Below are 17,446 nucleotides of genomic sequence, written 5' to 3'. Positions count from 1 at the left end.
GTAGATTGGTACTGGTATTGTATACAGTATGATAAAGCACACCAAAACATTAAAAGTTCGAGTACAAGACAGGCATGTGCCCTTGCTAAACCGCATGGCTCGCAGCGTCAATTTCGTTTGGAACTTTGTTAATGAATTAAGTCAACGCTCGATCAAAGAGCGTGGTGTGTTTTTGTCTGCGTATGATATGCATCCCTACACAAAGAGCGCAGGTAAAGAGCTTGGCCTGCACAGCCAAACCTTACAGTGCATTGCAGGTGAGCATGTCACACGCCGCAAGCAGTTTAAGAAGGTGCGGCTGAACTGGCGCAAATCAGGCGGTGTATGCCGCTCACTGGGCTGGATACCCGTCAATACAGGTGCAGCTCAATGGAAAAACGGACAGGTCTACCACAACGGCCACTATTTTAAGGTCTGGGATAGCTACGGTTTGAGCCAATATAAACTCCGCTCGGCCAGTTTCAATGAAGATGCCCGTGGCCGCTGGTGCTTCAATGTAGTGGTGGATGTGCAGACTGAGATACCCGCCGGCCAAGACCGCATCGGTATTGACCTTGGCTTAACTGATATAGCCACCTGCTCGGACGGCACCAAGCTGGAAGCGGGCCGCTTCTATCGTGGCCTTGAGGAAAAATTAGCCATAGCGCAACGAGCCAGAAATAAAACCCAAGTCAAAACCATTCACGCGAAAATCGCTAACCGTAGAAAAGATGCCCTGCACAAGTTCAGCCGCACGCTGGTCAACCGCTGCGGTGAAATCTATGTCGGTAATGTCAGTAGTTTAAAGCTCGTTAAAACCACGATGGCCAAGTCAGTGCTGGACGCTGGCTGGGGTCAATTAAAAACAATGCTGGACTATAAATGCGCTCACGCAGGCATTGTTTTTAAGGAAATTGACGAGGCATACACCACCCAAACCTGTTCGAGTTGCGGCAGTTTGCCCGAATCGAGGCCGAAAGGTATCGCAGGACTTGGAATAAGAGAATGGACGTGCAGTGGGTGTGGTGTCACTCACGATCGCGATATAAACGCGGCACGTAACATTCTCGCGGCCGGGCATGGTCGTCTAGCAGTAGGAATCCCCGTCCTTTAGGTCGGGGAGGATGTCAAAACTTAAGTACAGCAGTGGTGTTCATTGTGTTAGTTTGGTTCGGTACCTTCATGACTTTCGTCGGCAACTTTATTAGATGACGGCTTAATTGAAGGGTAATGAGTAGAGGCATAACGCACTACAAGTACAGCCAAAGCTAAGAGCAAGATTGCTCCTGAGACATAAACGACACCCATATTCGGGTCATTATGGTGCGAAATATCTGAAATCATCAGGCGTGTTAGAGCGGTGATGGCGACATAAATCAGAAAGCGCACAGGCATATGGTTGGTTTTAAAGTAAATGCCAACCATGGCGCCAAGCTCTAAGTAAATAAAGAGCAGTAAAATATCATCAATAGAGGCGGTACCTTTTGCAAGCATTTCTAGCGCGGCCATTGTTCCTGCCCAAGCCGTAATGCCGCCAATCGCAAATAAAGCAATATAATGAAAGGCCTCAACCAATAAATTACCAATGGACTCAGCATAATCATGCAAACAATTGCGTAGTTTTTCAGGTCGATTAGGTTTCACTTGTAATGTTCCTTAAGTCTTACGTTGAGCATAGCAAAGGCGGTGTCGGGTGAACATGTTTTTAGATCAATTCAGCGGCGCCAATAAGCTATCAATAGCATCACTATCGAGGTTAATACGGCTGCTCGAGCCGCCCTCTAAAATGCTTCTAGCAAGCTCTGCTTTATGTTGTTGCAAGTGTTGAATCTTTTCTTCTACGCTACCACGAGCGATCAGTTTATAGATAAATACAGGCTTGTCTTGGCCGATACGGTAAGCCCTGTCACTGGCTTGTGCTTCGGTAGCGGGGTTCCACCAAGGGTCAAAATGGATCACTGTATCAGCTGCTGTTAAGTTGAGCCCTACACCACCCGCCTTAAGGCTGATAAGGAAAACCGGTACCTGTTCGCTTTGGAACTGCTCAACAGGAGTGCGTCGATCTCGAGTTTGTCCAGTGAGTTGTACAAAGTCTATATGTTCTTGTTTAAGGGCTTCAGCTATTAGGCTTAGCATGCTCGTAAACTGAGAAAAGATTAAAATGCGACGCCCCTCGGCAATGAAAATACGTAGCATGTTCAGTAAGTGCTGCATTTTGGCAGAGGCTTTGCTGGTATAGGTTTGTGCATCCTCTTCACTTAAAAGACGTAAGTCACAACAGATTTGACGCAAACGCAGTAAGGCTTCGAGCAGTAAGATATGACTGGCTCCAATGCCGGTACGTTCGATTGCGTGACGTACTTTTTTATCCATAGCGAGACGCAGTGTTTCATAGCGGTCGCGTTGGGCGCCAGATAAATCTATATAGTGCGTGATCTCAGTTTTTTTTGGTAATTCACTGGCTACTTGTTGTTTGTTTCGGCGCAGAATGAAGGGTTGTAGGCGGCCTTGTAGATGCTTTAAGCGTTGCGCATCACCCAACTTTTCAATAGGGGTACGGTATTGGCGAGAGAAACTTTTGTTATCGCCAAGCCAGCCCGGCATTAAAAAATTAAACAGTGACCAGAGTTCGCTTAAGTTGTTTTCTATAGGAGTACCTGTTAAGCAAAGGCGCTGGTTGGAACGTAGTTGGCTAGCGCATTGAGCCGCTTTACTGCGTGGGTTTTTAATGGTTTGAGCTTCATCTAGAACAATTAAATGCCAGTCTTGAGCCAGTAACCGAGACGCATCCCGTGATAATAAAGCATAAGTACTGATAACGGCATCGGCCTGAGCAATTTGATTAAATCGTGTATGACGATCGGCACCGTGCAAGGTCAAGACGTTCAGGTTTGGAGTGAATCGTGCAATCTCATCTTGCCAGTTAGCGATTAAGCTAGTAGGCAAAATAATTAAAGCAGGGTTTTGTAAGCGCTGTGTATTTTTCTCCGTAAGAATGTGGGCTAAGGTTTGTAAGGTTTTACCTAGCCCCATATCATCGGCCAAGATTCCACTCATACCTAACTGCATAAGGTTTTGCATCCAGGTTAACCCTTCAAGTTGGTAATCACGTAACTGAGCTTGCAGCCCTTGTGGGGCTTCGCAGAGCTTATGTAAGGGTTCCGTCAGTTGTTTAGCCAGTGCTTGAATCTTTTCCCCACCATGCCACTCAATACCTTGAGCTTGTAGCTTATTTAAGCGAGCAGCCTCTTGGCATGGTAGGCGCAGTTTGTATTCATTACTGATGTTTTCGCGTACATAGAGGTCTGAGAGGGATTGAAGAACTGATCGGATGCGTTCGTAGGGTAGCGCTACCCTACGCCCAAGCTGGTGAATCATTACGATGACAATCTCTTGGTTGTCACGCTGCTGAAGGTAGTTAGGATCCAGTAATTGAGGAGAGTGGCGAATTAGCTGCAATAATATCGGCAGTAAGCGTATGGACTGCCCGGCAACTTCAATACCAAGTTCGAGTGAGAACCAATCAAGACTCGGTTCCTCTTCAATGGTTACGTGCCATTGATCAACGGGAAGTAGGTTGTATTGAAAGCCCGGTAGCATAATGATCTGCCAGTTTTGGTCGCGTAAATCCTGTAAAGGTTGCTGCATAAATGTCAGCCATGCCTGCTCGCTAGGGAGCTCATACACCTCGCCGGCATCCTCTGGAGTAGCATCACTGCGGCGTAAAGAAATTTTCCAGCCCAACTTTTGCAGCAGCGTTCGACAGCTTTGCTCAAATTTTAAATCACGCATAAAACGTAGACGCTGATAGGGGCCTATTTTGGCTAGAAATGTTGCTTTTGGTTTGTCGCTACATAGATGGCCTTGGTAATTAAAAGCTAAGGCTGCACGATGCTGTACACTGGTAAGCATGCGGGCACTGCGTTTTTCATAACGTTCTAAACTTATACTGCCGAAGGTGAGTTGCGGGACGGGTTGCTGCAGTGGAGCATCAATTACCTTAAGTTTAGGAGTAGACGTCGATAATGCAGCTGTGTTCGTAAGTGCGGCTGGAGGCTGATTGTTCACCTGTGCTTGCTCTAAGGTGAGTAAGGCTGCAACGACATGTTTACAGTTATAGCCGACATAGCAGGAACAGCGACCATTAATATCGTAGTAATCTGTTTGTGGTAATAGTTGGATGCTTTGGGTGTAACTTTGTTTGGCAGAGCCTTTGCAACGAGCTGTTAGCGTGAAATCTTGAAGGTGCAGTAAAGTGCTGCGCTGTTGTGCTGCATAAGCTTTGCCGCGCTTAAAGTCACCTGGTTGGAAAGCTTGCCGCCATTGAGCGCATTGCAAATTATGGATATCAAGAGGTTTGGACATAAGTACAAAGTATCCGAGCGAGTTTAATAGTATGGCATAAGTGGCCTGACTGTTGTGCCTTACACACGACCCTGTAAAATCGAACTGTAAATATAATGAAATCTTCTAAAACACAGATGTGACTTAAAGAAGTGAGCTGCAACAGGAAGTGTGGCGGTATGTTATATAGGCTGCAATACTCATGACTTGAGCTACAGTGCTTAGTGCTTACAGTGGTGATCGCAGTGACACTTTAACCGTAGTGGTGAATGTGGGCTGATTAACCGCTGTTCTGGGTGTTCAGCAACAATGGAGGCTGACGGGTGTGTTTTGACTGAACGATACGTCAACACTTATATGCCTATAAGGATAGATTTGTGAATGAGCAAACTGCCAATCGTCAACGTATGCCGATTTGGCCACATAAACGATTTCTGCAGCGCAATTTCTTTGTGTTGCAACAGAGGACACACAATGAGTGATTTGTTAGCCAGCGTGAGTTCGGTTTTGTTAACACCGACTGGTTTAGAGCAAGGGCAGCTCGCCCAAGTATTCAGTGAGCTGGCTGGACCGGGTATTGATGCGGCTGATTTGTATTTTGAAAACCGCATTTCTGAAGCATGGGTGCTTGAGGAAGGCATTGTAAAAGAGGGGAGTTTTAACCTTGATCAAGGCGTTGGTGTACGTGCTTTAGCAGGAGAAAAAACCGGATTTTCCTACAGTAACGCATTAACATTACCGGCCTTATTACAAGCTGCAGAAGCGTCGCGCAGTATTGCTCAGTCAGGCCAGAGTGTAAAGCCGGTTGCGATTCAGGCTGTGCGTCAAAAAGCTTTATATCCAACTAATAATCCGTTAGAAGTGATCAGTCGAGAAGAAAAAGTTGCACTGCTCAAGCAAGTTGATGCAGCAACTCGGGCTTTAGATCCTCGTGTTACACAGGTGACTGTCAGCTTGACCGGTTCTTGGGAGCAGATTTTAGTGGCTACGTTAGATGGACGTTTAGCTGCTGATGTTCGCCCTCTCGTGCGCTTTAATGTCAGTGTTATTATTGAACACAAAGGGCGCCGTGAACGAGGTAGTGCTGGTGGGGGCGGGCGAACAGATTATCGTTATTTCTTGGAGCAAGATCGTGCCATGGGCTTTGCTCGCGAAGCTGTACGGCAGGCTCAGGTTAACCTTGAAGCCATTGCTGCGCCGGCGGGTACTTTGCCTGTAGTGCTAGGTCCAGGGTGGAGTGGCGTGTTATTGCATGAGGCTGTAGGGCATGGTTTGGAAGGCGACTTTAACCGCAAAGGTAGTTCAGCTTACAGTGGGCGTGTAGGTGAGCAAGTTGCGTCTTCTCTATGTACTATTGTGGATGATGGCACTTTGGCCGGTCGTCGTGGTTCTTTAAGTATGGACGACGAAGGTATACCCACACAGTGTACTACCTTGATTGAAAATGGAGTGTTACGTGGCTATATGCAAGACACTGTTAATGCTCGTTTAATGGGGGTCGCGCCTACAGGTAATGGCCGCCGTGAGTCTTATGCTCATGTGCCCATGCCGCGCATGACCAACACCTATATGTTAGCAGGTGAAAGTGAACCAGAAGATATCATTCGCTCTGTTAAGCGGGGTATTTATTGCGCTAATTTAGGTGGCGGACAGGTGGATATCACCAGTGGCAAGTTTGTATTTTCGACCAGTGAAGCTTATTTAATTGAAGACGGTAAAATCACAGCACCTGTCAAAGGGGCTACCTTAATCGGTAACGGTCCAGAAGCGATGCGTAAAGTATCTATGGTTGGTAATGATTTAGAGCTGGATAGTGGCGTGGGTGTATGTGGTAAGGCAGGGCAGTCAGTACCTGTGGGGGTGGGGCAGCCAACCTTGAAAATTGATGGCATTACTGTTGGTGGAACAGGCAGTTGATGGGCATTGCAGCGTACCCAAGCGTGTTGGATATGCTGCAATGGTTTTACTTTAGACCTAAGCGCCGTTCGTCAAGATCACGAATATATTTGAAGATTTTACGTGAAGCGGTCGGGGGTTTATTGCGCGTCAATTCATGTTGGGCATGGCGAATCAGACTGCGCAGGTGTTGGGTGTCAGTTTCGGGGTAGTCTGTGACAAAGCTTTGTAGTGCAGCATCGCCTTCACTGATAAGGCGGTCACGCCAGCGCTCAAGAGCGTGAAAACGGTCGTTATATTCACGGGTTTGACTGTCCATTAATTTGACCGGTTGCATGATGGCGTCAATATCGTGAGTGCGTAGCAGCTTGCCAAGGAACTGAGAGTGGCGTTTGCGTGCAATGTGAGCAGTGTGTTTACTGGTTTCTGCTAAGGCTTTGCGTAATTCATCGCTGAGCGGCATGTTATCCAGTAGTTCGGGTTTTAAGTCAGAAAGACGTAGACCTAGCTCTTGTAGAGCCAACATTTCACGTTTGATTTGTGATTTGCTTTTTTCTTCGTCCAGTGATTCATCAAGGTAGTCAGACATAACGGTGTTCCAATCAGTTAGGATGCCATGATAACAGAGCAAGGCTGATACTTTACTAGAGTCTTGTGAAAATGCTTTGGAGTAGTTATGAGTTTAATTGAAAGTGTCGGCCCGCAAGCGTTACCTGAGCTTAAAAAACAGGTTGAAAAGATTCTTGCTAGTGCTAAAAAACAAGGTGCTAGTGCTTGTGAAGTAGCAGTATCAGTACAGCAAGGTTTAGGTACAAGTGTGCGTCAACGTGAAGTTGAAACAGTTGAGTTTAATCGTGACCAAGGTTTTTCGATTACAGTGTATCACGGGCAACAAAAAGGCTCGGCAAGTACCACCGCAACCGGTGATGTAGCGATTGAAAAAACGGTTGCGGCAGCGTTGGCCATTGCAAAATATGCTTCTCCGGATGAGTTTGCAGGCTTGGCAGATAAAGAGTTGATGGCCACAGAATTTCCCGACTTAGATGTGTGGCATCCATGGGATCTAAGCCCCGCCCAAGCTATTGAGATGGCCTTAGAGTGTGAGGCGGCGGCCTTTGCTGTGGATTCGCGTATCAGCAATTCAGATGGTGCCAGTGTCAATAGCGATATAGGCTGCACTATATACGGCAACAGTCATGGGTTGATTGCTGGGTATGCAGGTACAAGGCACAGTTTGAGCTGTATGGTGATCGCTAAAGAAGGTGATCAGATGCAGCGTGATTACTGGTATGACTATGGGCGTCGGGCTGACTTGCTTATGGATGCTGCCAGTGTGGGACGTATTGCTGCTGAGCGTACCATCAGCCGTTTAGGCGCTCGTAGTATTCCTACGTGTGATGTTCCAGTGCTTTTTGCTGCTGAATTGGCTGGTGGTTTGTTCGGTAGCTTGCTTGGTGCGATTTCAGGTGGTAATCAGTACCGTCAGTCTTCTTTTTTAGTCGGGGCCTTAGGTGAGGACTTATTTCCAACATGGCTGACTTTAGATGAGCGTCCATTACTTAAAGGCGGACTTGCCAGCAGCGCGTTTGATGGTGACGGTTTAGCCACCTATGCTAAACCTTTTATTGAGCAGGGCAAGTTAGTGAATTATATGCTGAGTACTTACTCTGGGCGTAAGCTTGGTATGCCGAGTACTGCTAACTCAGGCGGTGCGCGTAATGTCTTTGTAACGCATGGTGATGATGATCAAGCGGCACTGTTGAAGAAAATGGATCGTGGTTTGCTTGTGACTGAGCTGATGGGGCAGGGACTCAATATGGTCACTGGTGATTACTCCCGCGGTGCAGGTGGTTATTGGGTAGAAAATGGTGAAATTCAATTCCCTGTTCAAGAAGTCACTATTGCCGGCAATATGCGGGATATGTTCCGCCAAATTGTGGCTATTGGTAACGACGTTGATCGTCGTGGCAGTGTGCAGACCGGTTCAGTATTAATTGAGCGTATGACAGTTGCTGGCAGTTAAGTGAGAGCAGCGGCAGTAGTGAACACCTTCATGCTGTCGCTAAAACTAGTTGGGTGAAATAAAGCTTAGGTGATAATCAACAACGGTATCAGCGCTGGGCTTTAATATCTCTAAGCGGATGTGTACCGGTATTTGTGGACGCATATACCCTGTGTTCTTGGTGGTGTGGTCTAGGTATTCCTGTGGATTGAATACGCGTTGTGTTAGTAGATGCCCATTTTGGTCAGATAAATTAAGTTGGAGTAAAGGGAAAGTCTGATTAAATGAAGCGCGGTTATAAATAATGGCGTGAATCAAGAGTGCACCACTAAAATCGGGGTGGGGGCTAACATATAGGTTACTGCTTTTAATTTGCGTTACATCTACTTTTTCAGGTATGGAGCAGCCGAGTGCAGAGCATAGCGTTGATAGCCACCAGCGCGAATGCTCTTGACGTGCCAGTTGGTTAAAATTGCCATAGAGGTAAAGGCTTAAGACAAAAGTCAGTAACAAGATGCTGAGGAATCCCCAAGTTACTCGGTGGAGTCGTCGTGTGTGTGGCTGTCGCTGTGAGTGAGTACTGGAGGTGATTCGATCATCCGTTGTTATTGATATGTGCACTCGGTTTGTTTTATCGGGAGGCGTATTCTCTTTCTTTAGTTGGGTGAGTTTAAAGATTTGTGCACATAAACCGCAACGCAATGTGCTGCCATACTGAATCTTGTGATAGCGAATGTCAGCATGGCAGTGGGGGCATTGTGTGGTGAGAGTTTTGCTCATGTGGCGTTACCTCCCCCTTTTTGAGTGAGCAGTGCAGGCTCTAAACTCTTAAATTAGCGGCGTACACCGGAAATACAGACCCAACCGTCTTTTTCTTGAGTAGGGGCTAAGTTAAAGTGTTTACTATAGGCATCGCGTACTTCTTGTGCTTGTTCAGCTAGAATTCCAGACAAGGCTATACGTCCACCTGAACGTGTATATTGAATCAGCTGTGGTGCTAATTCAACCAGTGGGCCAGCAAGAATATTGGCTAAGACGACGTCAAATTGTTTTTGTGGCATATCTTGTGGCAGATAAGTCAGCATATCGTCCTTGGCAATATGGTTGCGATGAGCGTTATCACGTGTTGCTTCCAAAGCTTGTGCATCAATATCGGTGCAGATTAATTGCTTTGCACCTAATAGCTTAGCGGCGATAGCTAAAATACCGGAGCCGCAACCAAAATCGAGGACAGTGCATCCTGTCATAGGTTGTGCGTCAAGCCATTCGAGGCATAGGGCTGTGGTAGGGTGGGTTCCAGTACCAAAGGCTAAGCCTGGATCCAGTAAAAGGTTTACCGCATCAGGATCTGGAGCTGTATGCCAACTGGGAACAATCCATAAGCGCTGGCCAAAACGCATTGGGTGAAAGCTGTCCATCCAACTTCGCTCCCAATCTTGATCTTCAATATGCTCAAGATCAAAATCAGGTGTATTGTTACCACCAAACAGTTGGATGTGCTGGCGCAGAGCATCAGGGTCAATATCATCCTCAAAAAGCGCTAATAGGTGTGTTTTACTCCACAGTGGAGTAGTTCCGAGATCGGGCTCGTAAATGGGCTGGTCCTCGGCATCCATAAAGGTGACTGAGACCGCACCGAGCTTTAGCAAGATGTCCTCCCAGGTTTCGGCTTGAGTGGGTTGGATAGCTAAACGGATCTGTAACCAGGACATAAAAAACCTCAAGAGCGGTGCAGTGGTTTGCGAAGTTAGTTTTGTAAAGCGTTGCCGCGGTACTGGTTTTGCACCGGCATGGCGTACTGCATGATTAAGTAAGGGCGGTGTTCGGTAGGGCATGAAGTTAATCGACGTTGCCATTCCTGTTGTGCAGTATGGATTTCCTGGTGGTCAAAGACTTGTTCGATATCTGGCACATTAAGCTCAAGGTCCTTTGCTTCCCACATAGCCCAAGCTAAGTAGTGAACAGGGAATAAACGATAGTCACGCCAAATTTGCAGATCGATTAAGTGTGCTAAGTCTTTAGTGTCTTTGAACTCTGTGTTCAATACTGGGCAGAAGTGCACATGCACGCGGCCTTTATAGCCAGTGATACCTAACGCAATGCTAGCGTCATCCTCACCCTTTTGTTTAGTGTATTCACCGGTGTTGGCTCGAATATAAAGTTCGCGTGCTTTCAGTAGATCGCAAGGGTCATATTCATAGCTGATGGCAACAGGGGTTAGACGTAGTGAGCTGATGACGTGCTGAAAGTCTTCGTCTTTACGGGATAGGTGAAACATTTTTAAGATGGCGCTTTCTGTACGGTCATCGCCATCTTTGGCGCGGCCTTCAGCTTGAGCAATCCATATGGACTCTTTATCTTCTAAAATGGAATGGTTGATATAGGCTGATAAAAGCTGGAAAGCTTGGAGTTTTTCGCGACGACTGGTCAAGGAGCGGTGCACGATAAAGCTTTTATTGATACGCATCAGGTCACTGACGAAAGGGCGTTGTAATAAGTTATCGCCAATAGCAATGCGAGGAGTATCATGCTTGGCTTGAAAGAGTGCGTAGTTAACAAATGCAGGATCCATCACAATATCGCGGTGATTGGCTAGGTATAGGTGTGGTTGTCCTGCTTGCAAGTGCTCGATGCCGGAAAAGCTAATGCCATCAGTAGCTTGCGAAATACTATGCTCTACATAGGATTCAATACGCTTTTGTAAAGCACTGACACTATTGATTTGACTTAACTCATTACGTAGTTTGCGCGCAATAATAGGGCGTAATAGCCAACTGAAGTAGCGTGATGCTACAGGAAAGCGGTATTGGGTAATGATGGATAGAAAATCTTCATCAGACAGTAAACGTTGTAGTACAGACGCCACTTCGTCGTCATTGTAAGGGCGAATGCTATCAAATCGATCCATGTGCTTCTCTTGTTTGGATGCTGTTCAGTGCTTTGAGCGCTTAAGGGTTGGTATGGGGTCGGGACGGGCCATTACTGGTCTATCCCTCCTAAGAACCGTATATGCGAGTTTACCAATATGCGGTTCAAGTTTATAAAAAAGGCCAGTTTACACTGCCCCAGTTACTGTGACGAGTGGCTAATTCTTTAAGCCACAGTATTTCAGGGGTATTTGACCATGTTGGCTATGAGCTTGTGCATGGCAGTTAGGTGAAGTAACGTATGTTTTTAGTGTGACTGGCTCACCGCTCACTCGTCTAGTGATGTGATGGCAGTGTCAACCAACTTTCCTGCCTGATCGCATGTCCGTACAGAGCACATTTCCCCTGCTGTCCACGAGAAAAGAATGAAGCTGTCCTTGGGGATGCAACTTATATTGTACTCGCTAGACTCTGAGCACCTCCCATTTTAGTTTGTGCTCCTAGTCATAAGGGTAATAAGCCTCTGGTAACCATTTGAGGGCATGATTGCGTACTATAAAAAACCGATATTTCACTTCACCTTGTTCTGTTTTATAGGGGTTAGCAAATTCCTCAATTACATCCGTCTATGGAATGAAAATAATTTTCCTGACCCATTGAGCAGACTTGTTTGAATGTCGTCTTTTTACTCCCTCCAAAGTCGTCAATGGATTTTTAAGTCCAACGCACTGAAGGTTTCCTTTGCCATCACAGGGAAGTGGTTGCCCCTAGGGCATATATCTGAAATTGCTAACTCATTGTTTCCAATTGTTGTATTTGCATCGGTTAAAATTTGGTCAGATGATATTAGTTTTATGGCATGAAAATGCTTATGTTTAAATACAAAGGATTTTGCCGTTATGCTCTAGTAGTGCTTACTAGTAACTTTAATACTACTTCTGCCTGTCAAATCAACGGGTTGGGATTGAAGGGTGGGTGACCCTCTCCCTAAGAGTGTGACATGTATCGCGCTAATTGGGCTATTATATTCGCATTAATGAATAACTTGCAGGGGCGATCTAAGGTGCAAAGAGTTCATGAGCCGGTTGACTTGATAGAAGCACAAATGCTTATCAGTATGTTGCGCAACGAAGGTATTGATGTGTATTTGCAAGGCGAAGACTTAATAGGTGGGGTGGGTGAGTTACCAGCTTTAGGTCTGTTAGGCTTGATGGTTGCCAATGAAGATGTAGAGCGCGCTCAAGAACTTATTATTCTGTATCAGCAAGCGACGCCTGTTACAGATGACAAGACTGATGTCGCACAAGTGGTTCAGTACGGCACTTTAGAATGTTAGTTAAGGAATGCTCATGTCAGGACGCTACGCTTTATTTGATTGGCCGGAGACTCTAACGCAATTGCCAGGTTTTCCGCAGCAGATGCGTGCACATTGGAACTTAGCTCCTAAATCACAAGTGCTGATGCTGTATCAGCATCAGCAAGAGCTGCGAGCAACATTAGCTTTGTGGGGGTTCACACCGGCTTGGCTGACAGACTTAACCCGTGCAGTTGCCCATGCTCGTATGGAAACGATCAGTAAGCAACCGATGTTTAAAAACGCGTGGCGTGGTCAGCGTTGCGTTTTACCGGCTAATGGTTTTTTTGAATGGCGTGGCTTACAGCGGAAACAACCTTTCTGGCTCAGCAGTGCAGAACCTTTATTATATTTTGCGGCCATCTGGGATCGCTATTCTGTTCCTGGACGTGATTATTACAGTGTGGCTATGTTGACTCGGCAGGCGGCAAGTTTGCGTCGTCCGATTTTGTTGAATGAACGACAGCGCGCAGTATGGTTGAATCCTGAAAGTAGTGAGGCTGATGTGCTAGAAGTATTGGAGCAAGAACAACCACAGCTCTTTGAGCGTAGAGTCAGTACGTTGATTAATGATCCGTTGGTAGATGGCCCGCATTGTTTGAACCGAGGTTAGGGCGTATTAAGCCTCTTCATCAAAGCGACGAGCAATTAAATCCTGTAGTGCTTGTAATGCTTCTGTTGCTTGCTCTCCTTCAGCATTGAGATATAACTCAGTCCCGTTGTTGGCGGCCAGCATCATGACTGACATGATATTTTTTCCATCACAAAGATTTTCCGCGCTACGGCCGACGCGTACTTGACAGGGATACTGGTTGGCAATAGAAACAAACTTGGCAGCTGCTCGAGCATGTAAACCCAATTTGTTAATAATGGTGACCTTGCACTTAGCCATTACTTTTCTCGTTGATACGTACAACATCACGGTGTCGGATTTGTACATTGCTGAGTTCTTTACCTAGAGTTTTGCCAATACGTTCCGTCATATATACAGAGCGGTGCTGACCACCGGTGCAACCTATGGCAACGGTGACATAAGCTCGGTTGCTGGCTGCAAAACGGGGTAGCCACTTGGCGAGGTAAGTGTAAATATCGTTGTACATTTCTTCGACATCTGCTTGCTCTCCTAAGTACTCAATAATGGGTTGGTCGAGGCCGCAGTATGCTCTAAGCTCAGGTTTCCAATAAGGATTGGGTAAACAACGAATATCAAAGACAACATCCGCATCCACTGGGAGGCCGCGCTTGAAACCAAAAGACTCAATTAGAAAAGCGGTACCTGGTTCAGGTTTGTCGAGTAGACGTAACTTAATCATATCGCGTAGTTGATACAGATTAAGTTGTGATGTATTAATGGTGAGGTCAGCTAAATCAATGATAGGTGAGAGTAATGCTCTTTCTTCAGTGATGGCTTCTGCTAGTGAGCGGGACTCATTGGTTAGAGGGTGGCGTCGGCGCGTTTCAGAAAATCTTTTGAGTAAGGTTTCGTCATCAGCGTCAAGGTACAATACGTCGCATACAATATGACGTGCGCGCAGCTCAGCTAAGAGCTCTGGAAAGCGTTCGAGCTGATTAGGTAGGTTGCGTGCGTCAATGGATACAGCAACTTGTGGGTAGGTGAGCTCAGTCGTTAATAGGGCGCGCTCAGCGAGCTCTGGTAACAACATTGCAGGCAAATTATCTATGCAGTAAAAGTTATTGTCTTCAAGTACGTCTAAGGCTGTACTTTTGCCTGACCCCGAGCGGCCACTAACGATAATTAAACGCATGGTTCAGAACCTCTAAAGTTGCGCATCTAGAACAGCTTGATATAAAGCGGCGCTGTCCGGTGCGTTGCGCAGGCGCTCAAGAACATCGTCTTGTTCAAAAATGCTGGCGATTTGACGTAATAACTCTAAATGCTCATCGGTGGCTTCTTCAGGTACTAAAAGCACAAAAAGTAGATCGACAGGCTCACTATCAATGGCGTCAAAATCTACCGCCGTTTCTAGATGAATGATAGCGCTAATAGGGGTGAGACAACCTACCAAACGGCAATGAGGTATTGCAATGCCGTTGCCAAAACCTGTGGAGCCGAGTTTCTCGCGGGCTACCAGACTTTCGAAAAGAACATCTTCATCAATATCAGGTGAGTCTGTGGCAATGAGGTGGGCAATGTATTCAAGTACGCGTTTCTTACTGCCGCCCGGCACATTCACTTGGGAGCGTGCCGGGGTCAGTATATGTTCTAATCGAATCATATGGTTCTTAACGTTCAAGAGCGCCTTTTTGACGATCCAGTATTTTTTCTTTGTGTTTAATTAATTGACGATCCAGTTTGTCAACGAGGAGGTCAATAGCGGCATACATATCTTCATGCTCGGCATTGGCGTTAATATCGCCGCCTGCAATTAATAAAGTGGCATCAATTTTTTGCTTTAACTTTTCGACGCTGAGCGTTACACGAATACTCGTAATTTTGTCGAAATGGCGTTCCAGTTTAGCAAACTTATTATTAATGTATTCACGTAGGGCGTCAGTGATATCCAGTTGATGACCTGTGATTGTGATTTGCATACCTTTCTCCTTAGTTTCACTGCTCAATGCGGTGTTAACATGATTGTAACGCCTGCATAAAATAAGTGTTACTGACCAATGCCTATAATAGCTGTTTTCTCTCCGTTGACGAGGCAATGCCAAGAGATTCTCTATACTTGGCAATGGTGCGTCGTGCTACTTTAATATTTTGTTCTTCCAGTAGACCAGTGATTTTGCTATCACTCAATGGTTTTCTTGGGTTTTCTGCAGCAATCAGCTTTTCAATGATGGCGCGAATGGCAGTGGATGAACACTCGCCACCTTGTGTTGTGCTGACATGGCTAGAGAAAAAATATTTAAGCTCAAACACTCCACGAGGTGTGTGCATATATTTTTGCGTGGTCACGCGAGAGATGGTGGATTCATGCATTCCAACCGCTTCGGCAACCTCAGCAAGAATGAGCGGTTTCATCGCTTCGGGTCCATGGTCAAAGAAGTCGCGTTGGTAGTCAAGGATTGTGCTGGCTACTTTTAATAGTGTTTCGTTGCGGCTTTGCAGGCTATTAATAAACCAACGTGCTTCTTGTAGTTGGGTGCGTAAAAACGTGTTATCACTGCTATTATCTGCTCGTCGGATCATGCTGGCATAGTGAGCATTGACTGTTAAGCGTGGTGCAACTTCAGGATTAAGTTCGACAATCCAACGGTGATTGTTTTTGCGCACAATGACGTCGGGAACAATATATTCAGATTCAGGATTTTCTATGGCGGAGCCTGGGCGAGGGTTGAGAGTTTGGATCAGCAGAATGATCTCTTTAAGCTCTTCTTCTTTGATGCGGAGTCGGCGCATCAGTTGTGCATAGTCCCGTTTACCTAAGGCTTCTAAGTGGTTTGTGCAGATACGCTGTGCCTCTGTGAGCCATGGTGTGTCTTGGGGGAGAGCTTGCAGTTGCAGTAGTAGGCATTCGCTCAGGTCGCGAGCGGCGATCCCTGTAGGTTCAAACTGTTGGATGCGGTTTAAAACCTTTTCAATATCAGTGACTTTGATGTTTTCTACAGGGTCAATGGACGCTTGAATATCTGCTAGGCTGCCTTGCAGGTAGCCGTCCCGGCCGATGCTATCGATTATGACGGTAGCGATTAGGTGTTCGTTGTCCGTCATTTTTGCTAGGTTCAGCTGCCACTGTAGGTGGCTGTGCAGGTCGGCTTCAGTGGGTGTTGTGTTACTAAAGTCCCAGTCATCGCTTGTGGTCTGAGGGGTGCTGCTTGAGCTGGACTGGTACACATCGTCCCATGATGTATCAATTTCAAGTTCGTTTGGGATTTGCTCAGTCCAGTCAGTTGTTGCAGATTGATTGTTGCTTATTTCTTCTTGGCTGCTGTCTGAAGTATCCTTGACGGCATTGCTGTGTTGTTCGCTATCTTCTTGACGCTCTAGTAGTGGGTTGCTGTCCAAAGCATCTTGGATTTCATTTTGGAGATCTAATGTCGACATTTGCAGTAAGCGAATGGCTTGTTGCAATTGTGGGGTCATTGTCAGCTGTTGACCCATTTTCAAAACGAGTGAGGCTTTCATAATGGAAAAGCATGACTCCTTATCATCAGTGCGCCAGATGTTGGTGCTTAGCAAGATTTATGCCAGATTTTTCAGCCTTTGCCTAGGGCTTGGTGAATAATTACAGGAGTGAAATGTTTTTTGATGAGTTACTTGGCTGCAGATCTGGACAGGGTGCAGCCATTGTTTTGTGTTTAAAGATGGAATTCTTGGCCGAGGTAAACATCTTTGACCAGCTGGTTATCAAGAATACTGCTGGGCGAACCGGTAGCGATAATTTGTCCGTCGCTGACAATGTAGGCTGTTTCACAAATGTCGAGAGTTTCACGCACGTTGTGATCTGTGATTAAAACACCAATGCCTTTGTCTTTAAGGTGTTGAATAATTTGCTTAATATCATTTACAGAAATGGGATCAACGCCGGCGAAAGGTTCATCTAAGAGGATGAACTTAGGGTTTGTCGCAAGGGCGCGAGCAATTTCTACTCGACGACGTTCTCCACCGGATAAGCTCATGCCGAGGCTGTTGCGAATGTGAGTAATATTAAACTCTCGCAATAAGTCATCGAGTGCTTGCATGCGGCCAGTGCGGTCTAGATCTTTACGTAACTCCAGAATGGATAGAATGTTATCCGCAACACTGAGTTTGCGGAAGATTGAAGCCTCTTGCGGTAAATAGCCAATGCCTGCGCGTGCGCGACCATGCATAGGCTCGAAGCTGACATCGGTTTGATCAATCAGTACGCTGCCTTTATCTGCTTTAACAAGTCCAACGATCATGTAGAAACAGGTGGTTTTCCCTGCTCCGTTAGGACCCAACAAGCCCACTACTTGGCCGCTCTTAATGGTCATGCTGACATCGTGGACAACCTTTCGACCTTTATAGGTTTTAGCTAGATTTTTTGCGGTTAAGGTACTGCTCATGCTGGGCTTCAC

At 46.2% G+C, this 17,446-nt stretch carries 17 protein-coding genes; 5 read left to right on the top strand and 12 right to left on the bottom strand.

What is annotated here, in order from left to right; genetic code table 11:
• The first annotated feature begins 28 nt into the window (after positions 1 to 28).
• Positions 29 to 1,093, top strand: a complete 1,065-nt coding sequence (locus TOI97_RS01580) for an RNA-guided endonuclease InsQ/TnpB family protein (RefSeq protein WP_321552365.1) — start codon at positions 29 to 31, stop codon at positions 1,091 to 1,093.
• A gap of 47 nt (positions 1,094 to 1,140) precedes the next feature.
• On the opposite strand, the gene TOI97_RS01575 is transcribed toward TOI97_RS01580, so the two are convergent.
• Positions 1,141 to 1,623 (bottom strand): phosphate-starvation-inducible protein PsiE, encoded by a 483-nt coding sequence (locus TOI97_RS01575; protein WP_321552364.1) that lies wholly within the window; start codon positions 1,621 to 1,623, stop codon positions 1,141 to 1,143.
• A gap of 66 nt (positions 1,624 to 1,689) precedes the next feature.
• The gene (locus TOI97_RS01570; protein ID WP_321552363.1) at positions 1,690 to 4,344 is read right to left on the bottom strand and encodes a DEAD/DEAH box helicase; all 2,655 of its coding nucleotides are present in this window, start codon (positions 4,342 to 4,344) and stop codon (positions 1,690 to 1,692) included.
• Positions 4,345 to 4,797: 453 nt separating this feature from the next.
• Here TOI97_RS01570 and tldD point away from each other — a divergent pair, with 453 nt between their 5' ends.
• Entirely contained in the window at positions 4,798 to 6,240 is a 1,443-nt protein-coding gene (gene tldD, locus TOI97_RS01565; protein WP_321552362.1) for a metalloprotease TldD, read from the top strand.
• A gap of 46 nt (positions 6,241 to 6,286) precedes the next feature.
• On the opposite strand, the gene yjgA is transcribed toward tldD, so the two are convergent.
• On the bottom strand, positions 6,287 to 6,808 hold the full coding sequence (gene yjgA / locus TOI97_RS01560; RefSeq protein ID WP_321552361.1) for a ribosome biogenesis factor YjgA: 522 nt from the start codon (positions 6,806 to 6,808) through the stop codon (positions 6,287 to 6,289).
• A gap of 87 nt (positions 6,809 to 6,895) precedes the next feature.
• Here yjgA and pmbA point away from each other — a divergent pair, with 87 nt between their 5' ends.
• Positions 6,896 to 8,242, top strand: a complete 1,347-nt coding sequence (pmbA, locus tag TOI97_RS01555; protein WP_321552360.1) for a metalloprotease PmbA — start codon at positions 6,896 to 6,898, stop codon at positions 8,240 to 8,242.
• A gap of 45 nt (positions 8,243 to 8,287) precedes the next feature.
• On the opposite strand, the gene TOI97_RS01550 is transcribed toward pmbA, so the two are convergent.
• The 3 genes from TOI97_RS01550 to TOI97_RS01540 are packed head-to-tail and all read right to left on the bottom strand — an operon-like array spanning position 8,288 to position 11,129.
• On the bottom strand, positions 8,288 to 9,001 hold the full coding sequence (locus TOI97_RS01550; RefSeq protein WP_321552359.1) for a DUF3426 domain-containing protein: 714 nt from the start codon (positions 8,999 to 9,001) through the stop codon (positions 8,288 to 8,290).
• Positions 9,002 to 9,054: 53 nt separating this feature from the next.
• Positions 9,055 to 9,933, bottom strand: a complete 879-nt coding sequence (gene prmA / locus TOI97_RS01545; protein WP_321552358.1) for a 50S ribosomal protein L11 methyltransferase — start codon at positions 9,931 to 9,933, stop codon at positions 9,055 to 9,057.
• A 35-nt stretch (positions 9,934 to 9,968) separates the two neighbouring features.
• Positions 9,969 to 11,129 carry a 1-acyl-sn-glycerol-3-phosphate acyltransferase gene (locus TOI97_RS01540; protein WP_321552357.1) on the bottom strand — a complete coding sequence of 387 codons (1,161 nt, stop codon included), beginning with the start codon at positions 11,127 to 11,129 and terminating at the stop codon, positions 9,969 to 9,971.
• A 1,022-nt stretch (positions 11,130 to 12,151) separates the two neighbouring features.
• Between TOI97_RS01540 and TOI97_RS01535 the strand changes: the two genes are divergently transcribed.
• Both TOI97_RS01535 and TOI97_RS01530 read left to right on the top strand, forming a co-directional pair.
• The gene (locus TOI97_RS01535; protein ID WP_321552431.1) at positions 12,152 to 12,424 is read left to right on the top strand and encodes a putative signal transducing protein; all 273 of its coding nucleotides are present in this window, start codon (positions 12,152 to 12,154) and stop codon (positions 12,422 to 12,424) included.
• A 13-nt stretch (positions 12,425 to 12,437) separates the two neighbouring features.
• A complete protein-coding gene (locus TOI97_RS01530; protein ID WP_321552356.1) occupies positions 12,438 to 13,055 on the top strand; it encodes an SOS response-associated peptidase in 618 nt (205 codons plus the stop codon).
• Positions 13,056 to 13,061: 6 nt separating this feature from the next.
• Here the strand turns inward: TOI97_RS01530 and TOI97_RS01525 are convergent, their stop codons facing one another.
• From TOI97_RS01525 to lptB, 6 genes are all read right to left on the bottom strand, one after another.
• Positions 13,062 to 13,334, bottom strand: coding sequence for an HPr family phosphocarrier protein (locus TOI97_RS01525; RefSeq protein WP_321552355.1), 273 nt, complete (start codon positions 13,332 to 13,334; stop codon positions 13,062 to 13,064).
• The gene (gene rapZ, locus TOI97_RS01520; RefSeq protein ID WP_321552354.1) at positions 13,327 to 14,208 is read right to left on the bottom strand and encodes an RNase adapter RapZ; all 882 of its coding nucleotides are present in this window, start codon (positions 14,206 to 14,208) and stop codon (positions 13,327 to 13,329) included. The genes TOI97_RS01525 and rapZ overlap by 8 nt, the downstream gene beginning before the upstream one ends.
• Before the next feature lie 12 nt (positions 14,209 to 14,220).
• Complete coding sequence (ptsN, locus tag TOI97_RS01515; protein WP_321552353.1) at positions 14,221 to 14,679, bottom strand: PTS IIA-like nitrogen regulatory protein PtsN; 459 nt, start codon at positions 14,677 to 14,679, stop codon at positions 14,221 to 14,223.
• 7 nt (positions 14,680 to 14,686) lie between these two features.
• Positions 14,687 to 14,995 (bottom strand): ribosome hibernation-promoting factor, HPF/YfiA family, encoded by a 309-nt coding sequence (gene hpf, locus TOI97_RS01510; RefSeq protein WP_321552352.1) that lies wholly within the window; start codon positions 14,993 to 14,995, stop codon positions 14,687 to 14,689.
• Between the two features lie 82 nt (positions 14,996 to 15,077).
• On the bottom strand, positions 15,078 to 16,532 hold the full coding sequence (locus TOI97_RS01505; protein ID WP_321552351.1) for an RNA polymerase factor sigma-54: 1,455 nt from the start codon (positions 16,530 to 16,532) through the stop codon (positions 15,078 to 15,080).
• Positions 16,533 to 16,705: 173 nt separating this feature from the next.
• On the bottom strand, positions 16,706 to 17,434 hold the full coding sequence (gene lptB / locus TOI97_RS01500) for an LPS export ABC transporter ATP-binding protein (protein WP_321552350.1): 729 nt from the start codon (positions 17,432 to 17,434) through the stop codon (positions 16,706 to 16,708).
• Between the last annotated feature and the right edge of the window lie 12 nt (positions 17,435 to 17,446).

The organism is Denitrificimonas halotolerans, from assembly GCF_034259425.1.
Taxonomy (GTDB): domain Bacteria; phylum Pseudomonadota; class Gammaproteobacteria; order Pseudomonadales; family Pseudomonadaceae; genus Denitrificimonas; species Denitrificimonas halotolerans.
This window is presented reverse-complemented; position numbering and strand designations above follow the sequence as displayed.

What these genes read in the sequence shown, in the direction of transcription:
- TOI97_RS01580 (WP_321552365.1), top strand. Translation starts at nt 29, where the DNA reads ATGATAAAGCACACCAAAACATTAAAAGTTCGAGTACAAGACAGGCAT.
- TOI97_RS01570 (WP_321552363.1), bottom strand. Translation starts at nt 4,344, where the DNA reads ATGTCCAAACCTCTTGATATCCATAATTTGCAATGCGCTCAATGGCGG.
- tldD (WP_321552362.1), top strand. Translation starts at nt 4,798, where the DNA reads ATGAGTGATTTGTTAGCCAGCGTGAGTTCGGTTTTGTTAACACCGACT.
- yjgA (WP_321552361.1), bottom strand. Translation starts at nt 6,808, where the DNA reads ATGTCTGACTACCTTGATGAATCACTGGACGAAGAAAAAAGCAAATCA.
- pmbA (WP_321552360.1), top strand. Translation starts at nt 6,896, where the DNA reads ATGAGTTTAATTGAAAGTGTCGGCCCGCAAGCGTTACCTGAGCTTAAA.
- TOI97_RS01550 (WP_321552359.1), bottom strand. Translation starts at nt 9,001, where the DNA reads ATGAGCAAAACTCTCACCACACAATGCCCCCACTGCCATGCTGACATT.
- prmA (WP_321552358.1), bottom strand. Translation starts at nt 9,933, where the DNA reads ATGTCCTGGTTACAGATCCGTTTAGCTATCCAACCCACTCAAGCCGAA.
- TOI97_RS01540 (WP_321552357.1), bottom strand. Translation starts at nt 11,129, where the DNA reads ATGGATCGATTTGATAGCATTCGCCCTTACAATGACGACGAAGTGGCG.
- TOI97_RS01530 (WP_321552356.1), top strand. Translation starts at nt 12,438, where the DNA reads ATGTCAGGACGCTACGCTTTATTTGATTGGCCGGAGACTCTAACGCAA.
- TOI97_RS01525 (WP_321552355.1), bottom strand. Translation starts at nt 13,334, where the DNA reads ATGGCTAAGTGCAAGGTCACCATTATTAACAAATTGGGTTTACATGCT.
- rapZ (WP_321552354.1), bottom strand. Translation starts at nt 14,208, where the DNA reads ATGCGTTTAATTATCGTTAGTGGCCGCTCGGGGTCAGGCAAAAGTACA.
- ptsN (WP_321552353.1), bottom strand. Translation starts at nt 14,679, where the DNA reads ATGATTCGATTAGAACATATACTGACCCCGGCACGCTCCCAAGTGAAT.
- hpf (WP_321552352.1), bottom strand. Translation starts at nt 14,995, where the DNA reads ATGCAAATCACAATCACAGGTCATCAACTGGATATCACTGACGCCCTA.
- TOI97_RS01505 (WP_321552351.1), bottom strand. Translation starts at nt 16,532, where the DNA reads ATGAAAGCCTCACTCGTTTTGAAAATGGGTCAACAGCTGACAATGACC.
- lptB (WP_321552350.1), bottom strand. Translation starts at nt 17,434, where the DNA reads ATGAGCAGTACCTTAACCGCAAAAAATCTAGCTAAAACCTATAAAGGT.